Source organism: Chlorogloea sp. CCALA 695 (assembly GCF_003003885.1).
In the GTDB taxonomy this organism is placed as follows: Bacteria; Cyanobacteriota; Cyanobacteriia; order Cyanobacteriales; family Chroococcidiopsidaceae; genus Aliterella.
The window spans coordinates 13,598-34,786 of sequence record NZ_PVWN01000048.1 but is presented as its reverse complement, the minus strand read 5'-3'; the positions used below and the strand labels follow the sequence as shown (position 1 = coordinate 34,786).

Annotated in this window: 18 protein-coding genes and 1 riboswitch; of the genes, 9 read left to right on the top strand and 9 right to left on the bottom strand. The window is 41.6% G+C overall.

What is annotated here, in order from left to right:
- Nucleotides 1-195: 195 nt before the first annotated feature.
- A complete protein-coding gene (locus C7B70_RS19125) occupies nucleotides 196-693 on the top strand; it encodes a DUF4149 domain-containing protein (RefSeq protein WP_106370598.1) in 498 nt (165 codons plus the stop codon).
- Nucleotides 694-1,416: 723 nt separating this feature from the next.
- Here C7B70_RS19125 and C7B70_RS19115 read toward each other — a convergent pair.
- From C7B70_RS19115 to C7B70_RS19100, 4 genes are all read right to left on the bottom strand, one after another.
- The gene (locus C7B70_RS19115) at nucleotides 1,417-1,875 is read right to left on the bottom strand and encodes a hypothetical protein (protein WP_106370597.1); all 459 of its coding nucleotides are present in this window, start codon (nucleotides 1,873-1,875) and stop codon (nucleotides 1,417-1,419) included.
- Nucleotides 1,876-1,988: 113 nt separating this feature from the next.
- The gene (locus C7B70_RS19110) at nucleotides 1,989-2,291 is read right to left on the bottom strand and encodes a TMEM165/GDT1 family protein (protein WP_106370596.1); all 303 of its coding nucleotides are present in this window, start codon (nucleotides 2,289-2,291) and stop codon (nucleotides 1,989-1,991) included.
- A gap of 6 nt (nucleotides 2,292-2,297) precedes the next feature.
- Nucleotides 2,298-2,606 carry a TMEM165/GDT1 family protein gene (locus C7B70_RS19105; RefSeq protein ID WP_199192363.1) on the bottom strand — a complete coding sequence of 103 codons (309 nt, stop codon included), beginning with the start codon at nucleotides 2,604-2,606 and terminating at the stop codon, nucleotides 2,298-2,300.
- Nucleotides 2,607-2,756: 150 nt separating this feature from the next.
- Nucleotides 2,757-3,137 carry a YkgJ family cysteine cluster protein gene (locus tag C7B70_RS19100; protein WP_106370594.1) on the bottom strand — a complete coding sequence of 127 codons (381 nt, stop codon included), beginning with the start codon at nucleotides 3,135-3,137 and terminating at the stop codon, nucleotides 2,757-2,759.
- Nucleotides 3,138-3,343: 206 nt separating this feature from the next.
- On the opposite strand from C7B70_RS19100, the gene psb30 reads away from it, so the two are divergent.
- Complete coding sequence (gene psb30, locus C7B70_RS19095; RefSeq protein WP_106370593.1) at nucleotides 3,344-3,475, top strand: photosystem II reaction center protein Ycf12/Psb30; 132 nt, start codon at nucleotides 3,344-3,346, stop codon at nucleotides 3,473-3,475.
- 326 nt (nucleotides 3,476-3,801) lie between these two features.
- Here the strand turns inward: psb30 and recJ are convergent, their stop codons facing one another.
- Together recJ and C7B70_RS19085 are read right to left on the bottom strand one after the other, a co-directional pair.
- Nucleotides 3,802-5,838: a single-stranded-DNA-specific exonuclease RecJ gene (recJ, locus tag C7B70_RS19090; protein WP_106370592.1), complete on the bottom strand. Its 2,037-nt coding sequence runs from the start codon at nucleotides 5,836-5,838 to the stop codon at nucleotides 3,802-3,804.
- 227 nt (nucleotides 5,839-6,065) lie between these two features.
- Nucleotides 6,066-8,225, bottom strand: coding sequence for a polyribonucleotide nucleotidyltransferase (locus C7B70_RS19085; RefSeq protein WP_106370591.1), 2,160 nt, complete (start codon nucleotides 8,223-8,225; stop codon nucleotides 6,066-6,068).
- A gap of 299 nt (nucleotides 8,226-8,524) precedes the next feature.
- On the opposite strand from C7B70_RS19085, the gene C7B70_RS19080 reads away from it, so the two are divergent.
- A complete protein-coding gene (locus C7B70_RS19080) occupies nucleotides 8,525-11,716 on the top strand; it encodes a DEAD/DEAH box helicase (RefSeq protein WP_106370590.1) in 3,192 nt (1,063 codons plus the stop codon).
- Nucleotides 11,716-12,237, top strand: a complete 522-nt coding sequence (locus C7B70_RS19075; protein WP_106370589.1) for a GrpB family protein — start codon at nucleotides 11,716-11,718, stop codon at nucleotides 12,235-12,237. The genes C7B70_RS19080 and C7B70_RS19075 overlap by 1 nt, the downstream gene beginning before the upstream one ends.
- A gap of 17 nt (nucleotides 12,238-12,254) precedes the next feature.
- Here C7B70_RS19075 and C7B70_RS19070 read toward each other — a convergent pair whose 3' ends face one another.
- Both C7B70_RS19070 and C7B70_RS28865 read right to left on the bottom strand, forming a co-directional pair.
- On the bottom strand, nucleotides 12,255-13,112 hold the full coding sequence (locus C7B70_RS19070; RefSeq protein ID WP_106370588.1) for an SDR family oxidoreductase: 858 nt from the start codon (nucleotides 13,110-13,112) through the stop codon (nucleotides 12,255-12,257).
- Nucleotides 13,113-13,171: 59 nt separating this feature from the next.
- A complete protein-coding gene (locus C7B70_RS28865) occupies nucleotides 13,172-13,330 on the bottom strand; it encodes an alcohol dehydrogenase catalytic domain-containing protein (RefSeq protein WP_369831913.1) in 159 nt (52 codons plus the stop codon).
- Nucleotides 13,331-13,628: 298 nt separating this feature from the next.
- On the opposite strand from C7B70_RS28865, the gene C7B70_RS19060 reads away from it, so the two are divergent.
- Both C7B70_RS19060 and C7B70_RS19055 read left to right on the top strand, forming a co-directional pair.
- Nucleotides 13,629-14,834, top strand: a complete 1,206-nt coding sequence (locus tag C7B70_RS19060; protein WP_106370587.1) for a glutathione S-transferase N-terminal domain-containing protein — start codon at nucleotides 13,629-13,631, stop codon at nucleotides 14,832-14,834.
- A 126-nt stretch (nucleotides 14,835-14,960) separates the two neighbouring features.
- On the top strand, nucleotides 14,961-15,404 hold the full coding sequence (locus C7B70_RS19055; RefSeq protein ID WP_106370585.1) for a hypothetical protein: 444 nt from the start codon (nucleotides 14,961-14,963) through the stop codon (nucleotides 15,402-15,404).
- 38 nt (nucleotides 15,405-15,442) lie between these two features.
- On the opposite strand, the gene C7B70_RS19050 is transcribed toward C7B70_RS19055, so the two are convergent.
- Nucleotides 15,443-17,593 carry a Tex family protein gene (locus tag C7B70_RS19050; protein WP_106370584.1) on the bottom strand — a complete coding sequence of 717 codons (2,151 nt, stop codon included), beginning with the start codon at nucleotides 17,591-17,593 and terminating at the stop codon, nucleotides 15,443-15,445.
- Between the two features lie 136 nt (nucleotides 17,594-17,729).
- Nucleotides 17,730-17,876, top strand: a riboswitch (cyclic di-AMP (ydaO/yuaA leader).
- A 102-nt stretch (nucleotides 17,877-17,978) separates the two neighbouring features.
- Here C7B70_RS19050 and ntrB point away from each other — a divergent pair.
- From ntrB to C7B70_RS19035, 3 genes are all read left to right on the top strand, one after another.
- A complete protein-coding gene (gene ntrB, locus C7B70_RS19045; protein WP_106370583.1) occupies nucleotides 17,979-18,824 on the top strand; it encodes a nitrate ABC transporter permease in 846 nt (281 codons plus the stop codon).
- Between the two features lie 90 nt (nucleotides 18,825-18,914).
- Nucleotides 18,915-20,324 (top strand): ABC transporter substrate-binding protein, encoded by a 1,410-nt coding sequence (locus C7B70_RS19040; protein WP_106370582.1) that lies wholly within the window; start codon nucleotides 18,915-18,917, stop codon nucleotides 20,322-20,324.
- A gap of 21 nt (nucleotides 20,325-20,345) precedes the next feature.
- Nucleotides 20,346-21,182 (top strand): ABC transporter ATP-binding protein, encoded by an 837-nt coding sequence (locus tag C7B70_RS19035; protein WP_106370581.1) that lies wholly within the window; start codon nucleotides 20,346-20,348, stop codon nucleotides 21,180-21,182.
- The last annotated feature ends 7 nt before the right edge of the window (nucleotides 21,183-21,189 follow it).

Genomic DNA, 21,189 nt, shown 5'->3' with positions numbered 1-21,189 from the left:
TCATTAGTCAAATCCGTGGGATAAGGTTTGCGTTTCATCGGCTATAGGTACAACTCGGTCGTTGTTCTGATTATTGCTAATACTTTACAGATACGCTCTTGGGGATTTTAGGGGCTTTACTTTAAAAAATATTTCGCCATTGTTACTAACAAAAATAGTTAGGCTAAAAATATAGAATACATCAGAGGAAATTATATGACTGCTGTTTCTAATCTGCAATCAAAGCGATCGCCTTGGCAAACAATTGTTCTACTAACTTTGGGTTTGTGGCTTGGTGGAAGTTTGATTTTAGACTGGGTAATTATGCCTAGTTTGTATGTGTCAGGAATGATGAAGCAAGCGGGTTTTACTTCCGCAGGTTATCTAATTTTTTGGAATTTTAATCGGATTGAATTAGTAGCGGCGGCGGTAGTATTAACTAGCGTACTAGCTTTAAATAAAACAGCCTTTGTGAGCAACAACTGGCGACGCGGCGCGGTGATTTTGTCAGGACTGATGTTAGCTGTCGCTTTGATTAATGCTTACTTTTTGACTCTGCAAATGTGCGCTACGGGAGTACAACTAAATTTATTTGAAACTGCTGAAGTTCCTACCACAATGAACAGTTTACACATTACTTATTGGTTACTAGAAGCAATCAAATTAGCTGTGGGTGGTACGCTTTTGGGTTGGTGTTTCCGTCAAGAAGCTTAAAAGTTTTGAGTCATTTAATCATTAAAAAACCTTTCATTAAGTAATGAAAGGTTTTTTGCTGTAAAGGTTGCGGATTGAAGTGCTATAAGATTCATTTATCTTGCCAAAGCAGTTCGTTAGCCTGCGCTGACAAATCGGATCTGCCACTATCTCCCATTCCTATACATTTTGGGCGTGGTTTCTTCTTGATAAAGGGATACTCATTAACCATTTCTTGAATAATTTCTGATATATTTATTTTCTTACTCATAATTCAATTTTTATACGATTTTTAAGTAAAATTTTATTATCATACTTACCACGCTAATACGCTGATTTTAAGTAAGCGACTGGAATTTGCTCGGTTCTGTCTGGAGATTTCGCGCCCGTTGCCACCTCAAGAACCGTATGCAGAATATCTGCTGAGTAATATTGATTGCTGAGGCGATCGCACACCCCAATGGTGACATTTTCAAGAATAACAAAACCATCTCGATCCTTGAATGCTTCACGTTTAACAAGACGATTTTGAACCGTACCTTCGCAATATTCGCTCTATAACCGTACATATCTTTAGCCCTCAAGTAAGTAGGACTGTATTATCCTAGTGACTGAGCTTGCAATAGCTGTTTGTGATCGCATTTGTAAAATAGCATTTAGATTTAAGAGTAGTTAAATTTTTCGGGTAAACGCGATCGCATGATATAAGTTTGCCGCCGCAAATGACTTCTCAAACTCAAACGTTTAACGGCTGAGAGATTCTTGTAATTTAGCTTGGAACCTGACGGGAAACTCGTGTTTAACCCATTTCTCTCGGTACCCCTCTAGTCCATATGTTTCTAAGATCCGTTGCGAGGCTGATAAAACTGCTCCTGCAAATGTCCGCAATCGGCATTGGACTTCTAAAATCACCCTATCGTCTCCATCGGGGCGATCTCTGAAACTTTCATCGAACCAAAGAATACGAATATTAAGTAGTTTTTTTGATACTCGTGTCAATCGCCATCTGTACCCGCCGGGTTCCTCTGTAAAAAACGCTGCTGCTTCATTCGCACCTCTTACTACGGTCGTAACCGCCTCAAGCAAACTAGCTAAAGTATTAGACAGATAGGAGGCTGTTAAATGTGCTTTTTGGTTATCAATTTCTACAATGCACTCTGACCAACCTACCCCTGTCAAATTGTATTGAATAGAAATTGCCATCAGTACAAAACCTGTACTTTGAGTTGATGCTTAACGCTAACCGATTAACTTAATGTTGTTGGTAGGTTTTTACAGGCGAGACAGAATAAACGCGATCGCACTTCCCTCACATCTTACAAATCTCGATCTAAAACCGTTACATTATCGCCTTTAGACCACAATAACCGTATCCCCAAAATTGCAAACCCGATCGCAGCAATTAATTTCACTGTCCGCACGGGTAACAATTCCGCCATCCATTCGCCTGCAATTACTCCCAGCAAGCTAGTCAATACGAGCGCTGTAGCAGTACCAAAAAATACAGCGCGGGGTGAGGATGATTGACCGCTAAGAGCGATCGCGGCTAACTGACTTTTATCGCCCAATTCAGACAAAAATACAGTAACAAAACTCAGTCCTAGCAAATGCCAATCCATATTTTTTTAACCTACAATTACATCCCACAATAGCGTTGCGGATATTAATAGCAAACTAATTCCGGCGGCTATTTCTATAGTTTTGGGCGTAAAACGACTAGCTATCCAACGTCCTACTATTACCCCTAGCAAGCTGGTTGAAACTAAGGCTGTACTTGCACCTAAAAATACTACCCAAGGCTTTTGAGATTCCGCACTCATTAGCAAGGTTGCTAACTGGGTTTTGTCACCTAATTCCGCTAAAAATATGGTTAGGAATGTAGAGCCGAAAATTGCACTAATAGAGGAGCGCTGATTATTGGGTGCGATCGCTATAAGCGGTTTTTCCGATGTAGTGACTGAATTAGGCGCAGCGTCAAGTTTCACGAGCAATTAAGTTAAAGGACAGAAATTTCTCATATTCCTTTCATTTTCTCTATATTTGTTACACAAATCAACTACTTTGCATAAATTTTAAGAAAAACCTTAGCTTGATAATTTAGGAGGCAAATCTAAACTTATGCCTACCGCGCTTTCAAACCGTACCATTTCTAAAGACAAATCGCCATAAACTCCAGTAATTTGTTGTTCGCAGCATTCGATCGCAAAGTCGTTTAATTCTTCTGCTTCTATACCGTACATATCTGCAAATACCTCTGATTCCACGCGACAAAAACGCGGTCTATCGGCATAAATGCGACATTCTCGCCCAAGGCGATCATAATTGACACACCACCCATCGCTTCCTACCATACTCAGATATAGCGCTAATTCATCCGGGAGGAGGTACTCATCTAAATCGGGGCGATCGCTCGCGTCGAGATGACAGCAGGCTCCACATTGCTTGACGCATTGCCAGGTTGCCATAATTTAATTAAAGATATTGCCTCTCTAGCTTATTGCACTTTTAAGAGTGCTGGATGGGTAAAACTGGATGAGAACAAAGCAAATTTTGTGATTATTTATTATAGATTTGTAAACTTACTTTTATTAGACGCTCGCTCTTTGAGGTAAAATAGAGTGGGGATTTTCTAGCGCCTTGATAGAAGTTTTTGGGTTAATTTGGAGAAAAAATGGAATCATTGTTTGATGGATTAAACAGCATTAATTGGCTCGTTATTGCTCAATTGGTTTCGGTAGGACTAATTATGATTTCGGGGCCTGTAGTAATATTTATTCTTGCCTTTCGCAACGGCAACCTGTAGAAACAGAGGGCGAAAACTATTTATAGGGGGGCAAAAAATACCCCCAAGTTTATTTTCAACAATTTTTTAAAGCCCAAAGTTTGCTAAAACAAACCCATTACCAATCAAGATAAACTAGGGTTATTCCGTTAGTGTAGGAATTTAGATAAAACTAGCTCTACTTTTAGGTATTAATAACTGGGCTAACCTGTGAGCGCTAGTTGTGTACCTACACTTTAGATGTTCTCAATTCCTAAGTTTGTATTTTTTGACTCAATCATTAAGAAGTCTTTAATTTTTGCGATGTTCCTGCTAGTTACTCAAGCAGGCTACTACCTCAAAGGAAATTAATCATGAGCATCTTTTTTGTCTATTTCTAGGGCTTTTAGTGCAGCCTGGACTAAGTTATAAATTTTGGGCTGAGATAAATCTACCGAGGTGGCATTTTCTCGCTTAGTACCCACTAAACCTGTATTTTGCCCAGATTGAATTGCTAAAACTTTACCAACGTCATTTTTGATTCTTAGTTCTAATAAAGAATTCGTAGGAAAAAAGCCACAGGTGTAGTGGCGTTGTTTGTAGTTAAATTTGGCGCTATGAGGTGCTAAGGGAGAAAAACAAACTTGAGGAATAGCAATTACACCTATTAACTCTAGTTCTATAGCTGTGTTGCCATTCCAAGTATTTTCCCGCAATTTGTAGGCAATATCAATTCTTGGTGGGAGGGGATAATAATCGCGCCAACGCCAGGCGATCGCTTTTATTTTAGTAACTCCGTCAGTAGAAACAGTAAGTTTAATATGACCTTTGCCGATAAGTTGTTGCTCAACTACCTGGACGTTCGCCGTCCAAAATACTGGATCGGGGTTGTCAATACCGCAGGGATTGAGAGCTAAAATTTGCTCGTAAAGAGATATATTTATTTGGTTTAGAGCAAGTTGGGCATCAATTTTTAGTAAGGGTTTGAGGTCTTCAATTTGCAAGCATTCGTTGGCAAAAGTAACCAAGCGCGATCGCAATTGAGGCAAATTCTTTGCAGGAAAAGAAAACCCCCCCGCCGCTTTGTGTCCGCCAAACTTGCCTAATAAGTCTTTACAAGCTTCTAAAGCAGCGAATACATGAAATTCAGGAATCCCCCGCGCCGAACCCCGAATTTGCTCGTCTTGTTCGTAAGTACCAATAAAAACGGGTACGCCGTAACGTTCTAAAAGGCGTGAAGCCACAATGCCAATTACACCATGATGCCAATTTGGTTGTACGACTACTAAAACTCGATCTTGAGGCAAAGACGAAGCATACAACTTTTCGACAATAGAAGTTGCCTCGGTTTCGATTTGTTCGCAGAGTTGCTGACGAGTTTGGTTAATTTGTTCGCATTGCATCGCTCTCTCTAAAGCAATGCCGGGGTCGTCGGTAGTAAGCAATTCAATTACTATTTGGGGGTCAGCAATGCGCCCAATGGCATTGATTCTCGGCCCTAAACGAAAACCAATATCATCGGGTTTGAGGGTTTGCTGTTTGTTGTTGCCAGCTTGCTTTTTGACTCCCGCTACTTGTATTAAAGCTTGTACGCCAGCTAGTTGAGAGTGGGGTAGCTGTTGCAAGCCGCGTTTTACCCACCGACGATTTACACCTGTTAAGGGTGCTAGGTCGGCAATTGTGCCTAATGTAAATAGTTCTAGTAAAGGTTTTACTAAGCCCTTAATTTGTCCTAATTGTTGCGCTAAACAGACGGCTAAAATGTAGGCAACCCCCACACCCGCCACGCCACGATAGGGCGAAGATTCAGCGATTAGTTTAGGATTGAGAATAGCATTAGCTGGGGGAAGTTGTGGGGGGACATCGTGATGGTCGGTAACGATAACTATTAAGCCCAATTCTCTAGCGCGGGCAACTGCATCGTAGGCAGAGATGCCATTATCTACGGTAATAACGACCTCAAACCCAGTTTCTTTAAATTCTTCAACAATACGTTTATTGATGCCATAGCCTTCGTGCATTCGGCTAGGAATAGCATAATCTACCTGCGCCCCCAACCAACGCAGACTTCGCAATAATAAGGCGGTGCTAGTCATCCCGTCCGCATCGTAGTCGCCGCAGATTGCAATTTTTTGTCCAGTAGTGATCGCCTTTTCTAGCAATTCTACACTCAAAGCTAGGTCGGGAAATTCCTCTAGGGGTGAAGGTAAGCTTTGAGATTCTGGATTTAGAAAGGCTTGGATTTGCTCTGAAGTTTCTGCGCCGCGATTAATAAGTATTTGGCTAACTATTGGCGATATTTGACTACTTTGGGCAAGTTCAATAGCTCTTTGGTTAGGGGGATAAATTTGCCACCGATGTAGCGGTAGTCGGGGATTTGGCGCATCTAGGGAAGGATGAGACATTAGGGTTGATAACTAGGAACTAGCGCTTATTTTACCCTGACGATCTTCGAGTTGGCGATCGCACTGATAACCAATAGACCTCCTTGCAATCGTGACTACCATCAAGTTCTTTACTTAATTTCTGCCGTAAAAAGACGAAATTAATTACTTTCAATCCTAAAAAAGCACATAAACTTGGGGTTTGTGTGCTTTCAATTAGTAATTTAATTGTTCAGACCGATAGATAGTTAACTGTTAATGGCAGCAGCAGCACGGGCGGCGGCGGCTTCGTCAGGGTGAATACCTAAACGGGTAAGATTAATTCGCCCTTTATTATCAACCTCGCGGATTTTTACAATTACTTCATCGCCAATAGTCAACTCATCTTCCACTTTGGCAACACGGTGGTCAGCAATTTGAGAAATGTGAACCATTCCTTCCTTTCCAGGCAGAAATTCGATAAAGGCTCCAATGGGAATAATTCGATTTACGCGACCTGCATAAACATCACCTTCATTAAGCTTGCGTGTCATGCCTTGAATGATGTTACGAGCTTTTTTAGCCTTGCTTTCATCAATCGCTGAAATTGTTACTGTGCCATCATCTTCGATATCAACTTTTGCCCCAGTTTCCTCGGTAATGCCTTTAATGGTTTTACCACCAGGGCCAATAATTAAGCCAATTAAGTCTGAATCAATCTTAATTGTCAGCAAGCGAGGGGCAAAAGGTGAAGTTTCCGAGCGGGGTTTATCAATTACCTCTAGCATTTTCTCTAGAATATGCTGCCTAGCTGGGCGTGCTTGCTCGATGGCTTGAGCAATAGTTTCTATAGGTAAACCACTAATTTTCATGTCCATTTGCAAGGCGGTAATTCCGGTATCTGTCCCGGCAACTTTAAAGTCCATATCGCCTAAAAAGTCTTCAATGCCTTGAATGTCGGTCAAGACGCGCACTTCGTCACCTTCTTTAATTAAACCCATAGCTGCGCCGCTTACAGGCTTAGAAATTGGTACGCCAGCATCCATTAATGCTAGGGTAGAACCGCAGACTGAACCCATAGATGTTGAACCATTGGAAGAAAGAATTTCTGATACTATGCGAATCACGTAGGGGAAATCTTCTTTTGATGGCAGTACGGGTAAAATCGATCTTTCGGCTAAGGCTCCGTGACCGATTTCTCGTCGACCTGGAGCGCGTAGAGGTTTGGTTTCGCCGACAGAATAAGGTGGGAAATTGTAATGATGCAAGTAACGTTTTTTTTGCAAATCTGGTTGCAAATCGTCTAAAAGGGTTTGAGCATCTCCCGGCGTACCAAGGGTACAAGCCGATAATACTTGAGTTAGTCCGCGATTAAACAAGCCACTACCATGTACTCGCTTAGGTAATAGGTCGATGCTACAAGAAACTGGGCGCACTTCGTCGAGTCTGCGTCCGTCTATGCGTACTCCGTCTTCAATGATTTGACGGCGCATGAGTTTTTTAGTTAAAGCCTTAAAATTGTTGCCTAAAGCTTTACTATTTGTTTGGGTCGCTACTCGAATTGAGTCATCTTCAGGCAAGGCGGCAATTTCGGCAACGATAGATTTTTTAACTTCATCTAGGGCAGCATCGCGGACATTTTTATCTTTTTCAAATCGCCCGATAATTTCTTTAACCGAATCTGTAGCGCGATCGCTAATAAAGTTTAGCAAGGTTTGATCTTCTTGGGGTGGCGTTTCTGTTACCATTTCAATCCCCAATTCAGCAATTAAGTCTAGCTGCGCTTGAATCAAGTCCCTTACTGCTTCATAGCCAAAATCAATCGCTTCGATAATGTCTCTCTCTGGCAACTGGTTTGCTCCAGCTTCTACCATAATTACCCCATGAGGAGAGCCTGCTACTACTAAATCTAATTCTCCCGCTTCAATCTCTGCGTAGGTAGGATTGATGATAAAGTCGTCTCCTACTAACCCCACTCTTACCGCAGCCATTGGTCCATTAAAAGGAATTCTAGCGAGTAGTGTGGCTAAAGATGCACCAGTCACCGCTAATATATCTGGCGGTACTAATTCATCCATTGATAAAGTAGTGGCGACGATTTGCAAGTCATCCCGCAGCCAAGAGGGAAACAAAGGACGCATGGGACGGTCAATTAGACGACTGGCGAGGATAGATTTTTCTGGGGGACGAGCTTCGCGGCGCAGATATCCTCCCGGAATCCGACCTACAGCATACAGTCTTTCTTCGTAATCTACAGTTAATGGTAAAAAATCAATGCCTTCTCTGGCGGTGGAACGAGTCGCAGTTACAAGGACTACGGTATCTCCAGATTGCATTAAAACTGACCCACCAGCTTGAGGAGCCAATAGACCAACCTTAAGCCTAATATCCCGTCCATCAAAGGATATTGACCTATCAATCTCTCTCATTCAGTTTTTCTTCCTGCTCTTTTTTCTCTGTCGCAATTTTAGCATCGATAGAGGAGACAAGGGGAGGCAGGGAGTAAGGGTAAACTAAATAGGGCGATCGCCTTTGCGAAAAATTGTGTTATGTGTAAATACTGAAAATTATTATTCGACTTCAATTTAATTTTAAAGTAGTCAAGCAAAAGCTTATTACTGTATAACATAGAGCAAGTTAGGCGCTAAAAATCAGCCTTATTGAAAGATGTATAAATAATTACTTTGAAAGTAAATCAGTTTGCGTAAGTCGGAATTTTGGGAAAAAGATGGCAATTTTACACGGTAGTTGGTTACTAAAAAAGCAAGGTAGTTGCTTTTTTATTTGGGGAGAAACTTGGCGGAGTTTTGTCGGTTTGCCAGAAAGCTTGACAGCGTTACCCAGTCATCCGTTAGCGATGACTTCAGAGGATTTAACAGCTTGGGTATCTTTGCAAAACTCCGAAGTCGCTAAATTACTCCCCACAGCTTCCAGTGCGACGGTGGTAAATAAACGCCCCCGCAAAGGGACAATTGCTCAAAAGCTAGAAGTTAGTAATCATCGAGTAGCTTCTAGTCAAGTAATTGCTTTACCAACTCATAGCGAACAAAATTTACAGTTTCCGGTACACTCTGTCGCCATAGAATTAGACAGCGATAAGTCATATTTGTTATATCCCTGGCAAGTTGAGGGGTTTTGCTTTACTCCCCTAGAAGCAATGAAACTTCTAAACTCTTTACCTTTAGGAATTGAAGAAAATTCTTACTTGGGTGGAGATTTGCGTTTTTGGGCGCAAGTTGCCCGGTGGAGTTGGGATATAATGAGTAAGGCTAAGTTTTTACCTACTTTAGAAAGACTTGAAGATAATACGCTAACGACTAAGTGGCGCAGTTTATTAGATAGTTCCGTTGATTCGGGGCGCTTGGAACAATTTGCCCAAACTATGCCTTTAGCTTGTCTGTACTATCAGCAGGAAGCCAACAGGGCGATAGATTTACCATTGCCGCCACAAAAACTAATTCAAGACTTTCTTAGTAGTACCATAGATGCTCAAGTGCGAACAGTGGTTAGTAGCGATTTGCCTACCTTGCCGCCTTTATGGAAAGAGTGGCTACACAGTTTAACTCGTACTGATAATACTGTTAAATCAGAGCCAGGGCAACTAGAACGCCTGGAATCGTCGTTGAATGCTTGGATTGCACCTTTGCAGTATCAATTGACGGCGGCTCAAAATCGCTTTCGGACTTGTTTTCAGTTAGTGCCGCCAACCTCTGATAATAATGAGTGGATTTTGGCTTATTCTCTGCAAGCTGTAGATGAAGCGGAATTTTTGGTAGATGCCGCAGCAATTTGGCAGCATCCGGTGGAAAGTTGGGTGTATCAAAATCGAGAGATAGAAAACCCCCAAGAAACTTTTTTGCGCGGGTTGGGTTTGGCTTCTAGATTGTACGAACCCGTTGCGCCTAGTTTAGAATTCGCCTATCCTCAAAGTTGTATTTTGACTCCGTTGCAAGCTTATGAATTTATTAAATCTATAGCTTGGCGGTTTGAGGATAACGGTTTAGGCGTAGTTTTGCCGCCAAGTCTTAGCAGTAGCGGCGGTTGGGCGAATCGTTTGGGATTGAAAATTAGCAACGCAACTCCCCAACAACAGCAACGTTTAGGATTGCACAGTTTACTGACCTTGCAGTGGGAATTGGTCATTGGTGGGCAAACAATATCTAAAGCCGAATTTGACCGCCTTGTAGCGCTTAACAGCCCCCTTGTAGAGATTAATGGAGAATGGGTAGAACTGAAGCCGCCTGATATTAAAACTGCCCAAAACTTTTTTGCTGCTCGTAAAAATAGCTTGACATTATCGCTCGAAGATGCGTTGCGCTTGAGTACGGGGGATACGATGGCAATTGAAAAATTGCCAGTAGTCAGCTTTGAAGCTTCGGGAGTGCTTCAGGAATTGATGACTACTTTACAAGATAATAATGCGATCGCAGTTTTACCGACACCAAGCAAGTTTCAAGGAGAGTTGCGCCCTTATCAACAACGGGGTTTTAGCTGGCTAGTGTTTTTAGAGCGTTGGGGTTTGGGTGCGTGTTTAGCCGATGATATGGGTTTGGGTAAAACGCCGCAGTTAATCGCCTTTTTGCTTTATTTGCAAGAACAAAAAGCTTTGACACAGCCAACTTTGGTAGTTTGTCCAACTTCGGTATTGGGTAACTGGGAGCGAGAAGTGAAGAAATTTGCGCCCAGCTTAAAAGTAATGATTCATCACGGCGATAAACGCTCCAAAGGTGAGGTTTTTGTCAAAGAAGTACAAAAACATGAAGTTGTTATTACAAGTTATGCGTTAACTTACCGGGATATTAAGGTATTTGAAAGTGTTTCTTGGCAAGGAGTTGTATTAGATGAAGCCCAAAATGTTAAAAACTCCGATGCGAAACAATCCCAAGCAGTTAGACAATTAAAGGCTAGTTTTAAAATTGCTTTGACTGGTACGCCTGTAGAAAATAGATTAGGGGAATTATGGTCAATTTTAGACTTTCTCAATCCAGGTTACTTGGGCGCTAAACAATTTTTTCAAAGGCGGTTTGCAATGCCAATTGAAAAGTATGGCGATGCAGCTTCTTTAAATACATTACGATCTTTGGTACAGCCGTTTATATTACGGCGATTGAAAAGCGATCGCACAATTATTCAAGATTTGCCCGAAAAGCAAGAAATGACTGTGTTTTGCGGACTTTCTGTAGACCAAGCAAGCCTTTATCAACAAGTAGTTGAAGACTCTTTAGCTCAAATAGAATCAGCAGAAGGGGTACAGCGTCGCGGCATGATTTTAGCGTTACTTGTGAAGCTAAAACAAATCTGTAATCATCCAGCGATGGTAGGAGAAAAAGCAGCAAAAGTAAATACATTACCTAGCGATTTTGATAAAAAATCAGGTAAATTACAGCGTTTGCAGGAGATGTTAGAGGAAGTTTTAGCTGAAGGCGATCGCGCTTTAATTTTTACTCAATTTGCGGAGTGGGGAAAGTTACTAAAAGCACATTTAGAACAGCAGTTAAATAGAGAAGTATTGTTTCTATATGGCAGCACTACAAAGACGCAAAGAGAAGAAATGATTGATCGTTTTCAGCACGATCCGCAAGCGCCGCCGATTTTTATTCTTTCCCTCAAAGCTGGGGGTGTAGGGTTAAATTTGACGAGAGCAAATCATGTATTTCACTTTGATCGCTGGTGGAATCCTGCTGTAGAAAATCAAGCAACCGATCGCGTATTTAGAATTGGGCAAAAACGTAATGTTTTAGTACATAAATTTGTTTGTACTGGCACGTTAGAAGAAAAAATTAATGCCATGATTGAAAGCAAAAAAGAACTAGCTGAGCAAGTAGTAGGCGCAGGGGAACAATGGTTAACGGAACTAGATACTAATGGATTGCGTGACTTACTGATTTTAGATCGAGATGCAGCGATTGAAGACGAATAATGAGTAGTGAAGATCCAATTATAATAGTTGATTACAATGCTAATTGGTGTAACCAATACGAGCAAGAAAAACAGCGAGTTATGCTGGCTTTAGGCGATACCGTAACAAATATTCAGCATATTGGTAGCACCTCCATACCAGGATTAGCCGCTAAACCTGTAATTGATATGATTTTAGGTTTAAAGCAAATACCGCCTTTACTAGAGCAAATTTCTAATTTCGAAGCCATTGGCTACAGCTACCACGGCGAATTGGGAATTCCTGGAAGACACTACTTTCGTAAAGGAATGCCTCGTACTCATCAAATCCATGCAGTGCTAGTAAATAGCGAGTTTTGGGAAAGACATATTTTGTTTCGGGATTTTCTGAGAAACAACCCCCAAGTAGCGCAGAGATACGAAGCTTTAAAGCGGAAATTGGCTCAAGAATTTGCAGGCGATCGCACTAGCTACACTAATAGTAAAACTCCACTAATTGAGCAGCTACTTGTAGAAGCGGCATTATGGCAGCAAACATTGTAGGTGCGATCGCAATTTACTTATTGCCAAACTTCTGCGTAATCTTTGGCAAACTGCTCAAAACTTATAGGTTGCTTTCCTGTAACTTGCTCTACGACTGGCGATACCGTTGCTGCTTGTCCTGCTTTATAACTAGCATACAATTCTAGTAAGGCGTTAACTGTTGGTTCTGGCATTCCTGCGCCTTGCATTCCTTGACGCACGACATCTTCAGGAACATCTACATAATTAATTGTTCTACCCAAAACTTGAGACAAAATAGATGCCGATTCAGCGTGAGACAAAGCTTCCGCGCCTGTAATAGTGTAAGATTGCCCTTCATGACCGCTAGTTATTAAAGCCGCTACTGCTACTGAGGCAATATCACGAGTATCAACGAAGCTAACTTTACCATCCCCCGCGTTTAGATAAAAAGCCTTGTCAGATTTAATAGTCTCTGCCATTGCATTGACAAAGTTTTGCATAAATCCATTAGGGCGCAAGAAAGTGAAAGAAATACCTGAAGAAGTAATCGCATTTTCCATTTCAGAATGCCACTTACTTAGGGCAATTCCTGGCTGTGCTAGGGCGGAGAGTTTAACAATTTGCTGAACATTTGCTCTTTTTGCTGTTTCAATCAAAATAGCCGTAAGTTCAACCATATTTGGTACAAAAGGACTGACTAAGAAAACTTTCTCTACTCCCGTTAAGGCAGATTGAACTGTCTCCGGGCGCTCTAAATCCATCTCTACAGGTTCAGCGCCAGCTTTTTTTAGTGACTCTGCTTTATTCATCGAACGTACTGCTACTCGTGGCATTATCCCAGAAGCAACTAGCTGTTGTACGACTTGACTACCTACATTACCTGTAGCACCAGTAACCAAGATTGTGTTGCTCATCACTTGCTCCTTATTTAGTAAGTTTGAGCAGCTACAACTAGCCGCTTGCCAAGACTATACTACATATCAGTGATTACGGCTCTAAATCGTACTTCACCATTAGCTACGCGATCGCCTACTTGTCTTGATGTTACTCCTGATCCAATTGCCACAATCTCCCCAACGGGTTCGTGTCCTAAAGTGCGGGGAAATTGCGTCGGAATATTGCCCTTAGTAATGTGTACGTTGGTGTAACATAGTCTGCTTGCGCCAACTTTGATTAATACTTGGTTAGCATCAGGTTCAGGCGTGAACTTCTCTAATTTCCCAAGGACTATTTAAGGCAGGAACGATCGCAGCTTTCATGTCTTTAGTCCTTTAATTACTGTAATTTTGAGCAGTCAAATCCAGTTTTTAGCTTAAAACATTGTTTTAATCATCTGTCGCTAGTTTACTTGCAATAGTATCGACAGCTACAAGCCACCTTGAACCGATGGAAAATAGTAAAATAGTAACTTTGACCTTCAGGATAATATCATGACTATTTCCGCTTTAAGCTGGACAGAACTCGAAGCCCTTGCTAACTATGAAGTTGATATTATTAATGGGTTAACCAATGCTCAATCTCGGTTGCGTCTATTTGGGCGTAGCGAGTCGGAGGTGCGAGTAACACTATACCGAGACAATCATGCTTGGTGTCCTTACTGTCAAAAAATTTGGCTGTGGTTAGAGGAAAAACAAATTCCCTACCGCGTAGAAAAAGTAACTATGTTCTGTTATGGGGAAAAAGAAAGCTGGTACAAGCGCAAAGTACCTTCAGGAATGTTACCCGCCGTTGAACTAGATGGTCGCATTATTACTGAAAGCGATGATATTTTAATTGCTTTAGAGCAAGTCTACGCACCCTTAGGATTAAGTATGAAACATCCCACAGTGCTACCGCTACGGCAATTAGAGCGACGGTTATTTCGAGAGTGGTGTATGTGGTTATGCAATCCTCCTAGATCGGCGCGACAAGAGCAAGAAAGCCGCGATCGCTTTATAAACATGGCAGCTAAGGTAGAAGCGGCGCTCGGTGCTACGCCAAGTCCTTATTTTTTGGAGGATTTCGGGACAGTAGATGTCATCTTTACACCCTATGTTGAACGCATGAATGCTAGTTTGTACTACTACAAAGGCTACTCGTTGCGCGAAGAACATCCTCGCCTAGCTGACTGGTTTGCAGCGATGGAAAGCAGACCAACTTACCGAGGTACTCAAAGCGACTTTCACACCCACGCCCATGATTTGCCGCCTCAAATGGGAGGATGTTGGGAAAACGGCGAACCTCAAATGCTGATTAATAAAGCTAGAGTTGATAACGGCTCTTGGAATGGCTTGCCTGACGCGACTTTCCCCGAACCAGAAAATTCTCGCACTGAGGCGCTCTACCGCGTAATCAAGCACCGTACCAACATTATTCGCGTCAATCCTGCCGATGACGCATTAATGGATGTTGCGTTGCGTTGTACTTTAACTAACTTGATGAGTAGCGAAGCTTGTCCGCCACCACCAGGATCGGATGTCGCCTTACGATATCTGCGCGATCGCATTAATGTACCTAGAGATATGTCAATCTATGCAGCGAAAAGACTGCGAGAGGCTTTAGAAACAACCGCCGCTTTGGCAGGTGATGGACAAAGTATACCTATTCCAGTTAAACATCGGCGCGACCAAAATCCGGCAGAATTTGCCAAACTTTAATGCTGCTTTGAAAAAATAGCGATCGCTATTTTTGATCTGCCTATCGCCTAAACTTAGTATAGTCAAGTGACTTTTTAGCCATTCGGGAGAAGTTGCCCAATCAAAAATTGAAAGAGAATCTGACTAATGATTAATTCACAAAGCGATCGCCTAGACCGAATAGAAGCCTTATTAGAAAGGTCAATTGTTGCCAGCGATGAGCGAATGACACGCACGGAGCAAGAATTACAAGAATCTGTCAAAGCTAGTAATGAAGCTTCTACCCAACTGCGGCAAGAATTACAAGAATCTGTCAAAGCTAGTAATGAGCGCATGATACGTATTGAGCAATCTATAGAAGCTAGTAACGAGCGCCTAACTCGCATTGAGCAATCTGTAGAATCGAACAATCGTTTTTTAGAGTCTTTCAGTCAAGATTTGAGGATTTATACAAATTCAATGAATAACTTGGCTAATCGCCTTGACAGTGTAATTGCTGCAAGTAATTACAGTAGAGACGAGACAAACTCACGACTAGCTCGAATAGACTCACAACTACGGGCAATCTCAAATCATTTAGGAATTAGATAAATAACTCTTGTAAAGTGCGATCGCATAGGGTAACGCTATTAATGCGATCGCATTGATAAACTAATCCGCTTCAAGTTCTCTTTAATTTCTAGCACCCTAACCTTGACAACTTGTCCGACTTTAACAAATTTATTGGGATCGTCTACAAACTTATCAGCCATTTGCGATATATGCACTAACCCATCTTGATGTACGCCAATATCTACGAATGCCCCGAAATTAGCTACGTTTGTAACTACTCCTTCTAACTCCATTCCCACAGTCAAATCTCTAATCTCTTTTACACCCGCCGCAAAGGTTGCATACTTAAATTCTGCTCTTGGATCTCTACCGGGTTTTTCTAATTCACTGATAATATCACGCAATGTAGGTTCGCCAATGGTAGCTGTGACGTATTTTTGCAGATTTATCGATTTAAGCTGCTTGGATGCCTGGGAAATCTCCGCTAAGGGAACGTTTAAGTCACTAGCGATCGCATTTACAATAGCGTAACTCTCTGGATGCACGGCGGTGTTGTCTAAAGGGTTTTTTCCGCCACTAATACGCAGAAATCCGGCGGATTGTTCAAAGGTTTTTGCGCCTAGTTTTGGTACAGATAATAATTGAGTGCGATCGCTAAATGCCCCGTGTTTGTCTCTGTAGGTAATAATATTTTTAGCGATCGTGGCATTAATTCCCGAAACAAACCCTAAAAGCTCTCCTGAAGCGGTGTTGAGATTTACACCTACATAGTTGACGCAGCTTTCTACAGTTTCATCTAACTTTTGTTTGAGTAGCTTTTGATCGACATCGTGCTGATATTGTCCCACACCGATAGATTTAGGATCGATTTTGACAAGCTCCGCTAAAGGATCTTGCAAACGCCTACCAATACTAATCGCACCGCGTACTGTAATATCTAAATCAGGAAACTCGGCGATCGCAACGTCACTAGCTGAATAAATTGATGCCCCCGATTCGTTTACCATGACTTTAACGGGCTTAGATTCTACATCTTTAAAAACTTCAGTAATAAATTCATCGGTTTCTCTCCCTGCTGTACCGTTACCAATAGCTATTAATTGAATGCTATATTTTTTAATTAATCTTTCAATTGCTTGACTTGCTTGATTACGTTGTGAAGTACCAGAATGAGGGAATATAGCTTGATATTCTAAAAACTTGCCTGTGTTATCAATAACTGCTACTTTACAACCAGTTCTAAAGCCTGGATCGATAGCTATAGTTGGTTTCATCCCGGCGGGACTAGATAATAATAGTTCTCTTAAATTACTTTCAAAAGTTTTAATAGATTCAATGTCTGCGTAAGTCTTTCTATCGGCAATTACTTCGCTAGTTAAAGATGGCTTCATTAAGCGATTGAAAGCATCTTTGAGCATTCCTTGATAAAACTCTTCTATTTCCCGGCTTTTAGTAATTATTTCCCGGCTTTCCAAATAGTTTAATATTACAGATTCATCAAAATCAAGGTCTAAATTGATAATCTTCTCTGCTTCACCACGCAAGAGAGCTAACATATTGTGCGAAGCAATATTTTTGACGTTGATTTGGTAGTCGCGGTACATTTCGTACTTGGTACTACCTTCAGGGTAATCTTTTTTGATTTTCGCTCTAAATACTCCCGATTTTAGGAAATATTCGCGCACGGAAGCCCGTAAAGCCGCCTTTTCTGCAACTTCTTCCGCCAAAATATCCGCCGCACCTTTAAGCGCCTCAACCGTAGTATTTACAGACTTTTCGACAGAAATATATTTTGCGGCTTCCTCCTCTAAAGATTTGGCAACATTAGACTTATTTACAGATTTAATAAATTCAGCCAAAGGTTGCAAACCCCTATCTTTAGCAATAGTTGCTTTAGTGCGCCTTTTGGGTTTGTAGGGTAAATAAAGATCCTCAAGCTCGGTTTTTTGCAAACAGGAGGCAATTTTTAGCTTTAGTTCGTCAGTAAGTTTACCAAGGTCTGCGATCGCATTTACAATCGTCGTCTTACGATCTTCAAGTTCGCTGAGGTATGTAAATCTATCCGACAATTCCCGCAACTGGATTTCATTCATTTCTCCCGTGCGCTCTTTGCGGTAACGAGCGATAAATGGAATAGAAGCAGATTCCGCAAATAATTCCAACGCACTCTTAACTTGAGAGGGTTTCAGGGAAAGTTCTTTAGCTAAAAACTGAGCAATATCTAACATAAGCGAATCTAAAATAATTGAATATATAAGCTAACCGATAACGCCAAAGCTCAACCAAAACAAGCGATTTATCCTCATCCTACTCCTTTGGATACATTGACTAATCAAAAATCCTAGGATATATTGCAAGAAAATTTGAGTATATTAGCCAAATCTATCTTTTCAAGCAATGATGAAGATAGAACGGAGGAACCACAGTTCGGGGCGTATCTGCATTTTTAGCAGAGGGACATCTCTCAGTCCTAGCCCGTCAGCTAACTTCGTCGGCATTGGGGGAAAATTGGAGATTCAACACATTTTTATAAAATGATTTGAACTTGTCAGTATTCCTAGTTGGTATTACTCACGTCTGTTGTACCTACTCTCTATTTCTGAGGAGTATCAAATGTTAATGCAGCTTAATCTTGCAGCCTTGGCGGTTGCTGGTCAACTTGCCTGGAAACGTACAAAACCAGCAATTATTAAAGAGGCGATTTTATTACCTTTAGCGGGGTTTTTGGGGGTAATTACCCTTTGGTGGTTTGTAGCAACTTTTTTGACCGATTTAATGCCCACTCCTGCCGAAGCCTTTGTAGAAAACTTAGACTATATCTTAAATCCTTTTTATCGTCGCGGCCCTGGAAACTTGGGTTTAGGTTGGTTATTATTAGCTAGTTTGCGGCGAGTGTTAATCGGCTTTACGTTGGGTGCGTTGGTTGCTATTCCTGTAGGGTTTTTAATTGGAATGTCTAAGCAAGCACTATTAGCACTTAATCCAATTATTCAAATTTTCAAACCTGTATCCCCTTTAGCTTGGCTACCGATTTCTTTAGCAATTTTTAATCTAGCTGACCCTTCAGCGATTTTTGTAATTTTTATTACCTCGTTGTGGCCGACAATTATCAATACGGCTTTAGGTGTTTCTAGCGTCAACAAAGATTACCTAGATGTGGCGCGAGTTTTAGAAATGCCGCGTTGGAGACAAATTACTAAAATAATTTTGCCTGCAAGTTTACCTTACATTTTTACTGGTTTGCGAATTAGTTTAGGGATTGCTTGGCTAGTAATTGTTGCTGTTGAGATGCTAACTGGCGGTGTGGGAATCGGCTTTTTTGTCTGGGATGAATGGAGTCGTTTGAACTTAAGTTCGGTATTTTTGGCAGTGCTAGTAATTGGCGTAACTGGTTTAGTGCTGGATTACGCTTTAGGAAAAATTGAAACTTTCGTTACTCATCGCCCTAGAATTTCTTAACCATGTAAAAGACGTTGCGCTGCAACGTCTCTACATAAAATTTATACATCTATTCAGCAACGCCATTTCTATCTATATCAATAACTAAACATGAACGACAATTACCAAAACAGTTGGAGTCGTAGAAGCGTCATTAAAGGCATTGGGGCGACGGCGGCTAGTATGGCTGTTTCTTCCTGTGCTATTAATGCTAATCGCGCTCCTCAAGGACTCTCAGAGGCGGTAGCTATAGAACCCGTCGTAGATTCCCGTACTTTAGAAAAGCCTAATATTACTGTTGGCTATGTACCTGTAAATGACTGCGCTCCTTTTGCTGTGGCTTGGGAAAAAGGTTTATTTCGCAAGTATGGCTTAAACGTAACTCTGAGTCGAGAAGCTAGTTGGGGAACATCCCGCGATGGCATAATTTTCGGACGATTGGACGCTTCTCCGGTAGTGTGTGGAGCGGTAACTAATGCGAGAGACGGCGCAGAAGGCGCAAGACAAGCTCCTTTATGTGCAGCAATGACTATTCACCGCCACGGCAATGCTTTGACTATGAATCGGGCAATGTGGGAATCGGGGTTGCGTCCTTGGCGAGAATATAACGGAAACTTGGAAGAATTTGGACGAGATTTTCGCCGCTATTTTGATAATATTCCCGCCGAAGAAAGAGTCTGGGCAGTGGTGCTGAGTTCGGCTATTTATGAGTATTTTGTCCGCTACTTATCCGCCGCCGCCGGAGTAGACCCTTATCAAGAATTTCGGGTAATTATTGTACCACCGCCGCAGATGCTAGTAAATATGCGAATTGGGGCGATGCAAGCTTATATGGTAGCTGAACCTTGGAATACACGGGCAATTAGCGGTAATGAGGGGATTGGTTTTACTTTTGCCCAAGGTAAAGAAATTTGGCAAGGACACCCAGACAGGCTACTAGCGGTAATGGAGTCTTTTATTGATGAAAACCCAAAAACTTATTGCTCTTTAGTTAAGGCAATGATTGAAGCTTGTCAGTATTGCTCAAAGACCGAAAATCGTCCAGAAATTGCCAAAATTATCGCTCAAAAGTCTTACACAGGTTCAAAACCAAAACTAACCAGCGCGGCGATTGTGGGAAATTATAATTATGGTGGTTTTGATGGCAAAGATCGGACAGTGCGATCGCCTGATACAACTGTTTTCTTTGACTTGCCCGATAATTTAGCTAAAATCCCTGGCGATCATTCTACTTTTTTGTGGCAGTCCGAAAGTATTTGGCTGATGACGCAAGCGGCGCGTTGGGGACAAATATCCGCAGTTCCCAAGGATGCCCAAGCTGTAGCCCGTAAAGCTTGGAGAACTGACCTTTACCGCGAAATTGCCGAGGAAATGGGCATAGAATGCCCCAAAGAAGATTACAAAATTGAGAGTGCTGAGTTATTTATTGATAACAAAGCTTTTGACCCTAGCGATCCTGTTGGTTATCTCAACAGTTTTGAAATCCGTGCCAATCGTCCTAAATCTTTCTACTTTTCTTGAAATTATTACATAGAGGGAAACATGAGCCAACTATCATCGACAAAAAATAGCGAAGCATCAAGCTTCGATCCGGGAGAATTTTTAGTAGTAGAAAATCTGATTAAATCCTACCCCGCACCCGATGGCAAAGAATCTGTAGTATTAAATGGGATTAATTTAACTATCAAAGAAAATGAATTTATCTCAGTAATTGGTCATTCTGGCTGCGGTAAATCTACGCTGCTAAAAATTGTCGCCGGACTAGAAAAAGCAACTTCTGGGTTAGTAACTCTAGAAGGTAAAGCCATTCGCAAACCAGGCGCGGAAAGGATGATGGTGTTTCAGAACTACTCTTTATTACCTTGGTTAACGGTACGAGAAAATATTAGATTAGCCGTAGATGAAGTATTAAAAGATGCCACCCGTCCCGAAAAAATTAGCATTGTTAACGAACACATTGCGATGGTGAATTTAAACGCGGCGGCGGATAAGTATCCCGATGAGATTTCTGGAGGAATGAAGCAAAGAGTCGGCATTGCTAGGGCTTTGGCTACTCGCCCCAAAATGCTATTAATGGATGAACCTTTTGGGGCATTAGATGCTTTAACGCGCGGCAAATTGCAGCGCCAAGTATTAGATATTTGGGAAAACCACCGCCAAGCGGTGATGATGATTACCCACGATGTTGATGAAGCAATTTATATGAGCGATCGCATTGTACTAATGACAAATGGCCCCGAAGCAACCATTGGGGAGATATTAGATGTACCTTTCGATCATCCACGCGATCGCGCCTCCATGCGAAACTCAAAAGAGTATTACGAACTTCGTAACTATGCCCTCAATTTCTTAGATCGTTATTTTACTCAAGATGAGTAATTGAATT

Coding starts and splice junctions, on each gene's coding strand:
- C7B70_RS19055 (WP_106370585.1), top strand. CDS start 14,961: ATGATTAATTCACAAAGCGATCGCCTAGACCGAATAGAAGCCTTATTA.
- ntrB (WP_106370583.1), top strand. CDS start 17,979: ATGTTAATGCAGCTTAATCTTGCAGCCTTGGCGGTTGCTGGTCAACTT.
- C7B70_RS19100 (WP_106370594.1), bottom strand. CDS start 3,137: ATGGCAACCTGGCAATGCGTCAAGCAATGTGGAGCCTGCTGTCATCTC.
- C7B70_RS19070 (WP_106370588.1), bottom strand. CDS start 13,112: ATGAGCAACACAATCTTGGTTACTGGTGCTACAGGTAATGTAGGTAGT.
- C7B70_RS19060 (WP_106370587.1), top strand. CDS start 13,629: ATGACTATTTCCGCTTTAAGCTGGACAGAACTCGAAGCCCTTGCTAAC.
- C7B70_RS19035 (WP_106370581.1), top strand. CDS start 20,346: ATGAGCCAACTATCATCGACAAAAAATAGCGAAGCATCAAGCTTCGAT.
- C7B70_RS19110 (WP_106370596.1), bottom strand. CDS start 2,291: ATGGATTGGCATTTGCTAGGACTGAGTTTTGTTACTGTATTTTTGTCT.
- C7B70_RS19050 (WP_106370584.1), bottom strand. CDS start 17,593: ATGTTAGATATTGCTCAGTTTTTAGCTAAAGAACTTTCCCTGAAACCC.
- C7B70_RS19080 (WP_106370590.1), top strand. CDS start 8,525: ATGGCAATTTTACACGGTAGTTGGTTACTAAAAAAGCAAGGTAGTTGC.
- C7B70_RS19040 (WP_106370582.1), top strand. CDS start 18,915: ATGAACGACAATTACCAAAACAGTTGGAGTCGTAGAAGCGTCATTAAA.
- C7B70_RS19075 (WP_106370589.1), top strand. CDS start 11,716: ATGAGTAGTGAAGATCCAATTATAATAGTTGATTACAATGCTAATTGG.
- C7B70_RS19125 (WP_106370598.1), top strand. CDS start 196: ATGACTGCTGTTTCTAATCTGCAATCAAAGCGATCGCCTTGGCAAACA.
- C7B70_RS19085 (WP_106370591.1), bottom strand. CDS start 8,225: ATGAGAGAGATTGATAGGTCAATATCCTTTGATGGACGGGATATTAGG.
- recJ (WP_106370592.1), bottom strand. CDS start 5,838: ATGTCTCATCCTTCCCTAGATGCGCCAAATCCCCGACTACCGCTACAT.
- psb30 (WP_106370593.1), top strand. CDS start 3,344: ATGGAATCATTGTTTGATGGATTAAACAGCATTAATTGGCTCGTTATT.
- C7B70_RS19115 (WP_106370597.1), bottom strand. CDS start 1,875: ATGGCAATTTCTATTCAATACAATTTGACAGGGGTAGGTTGGTCAGAG.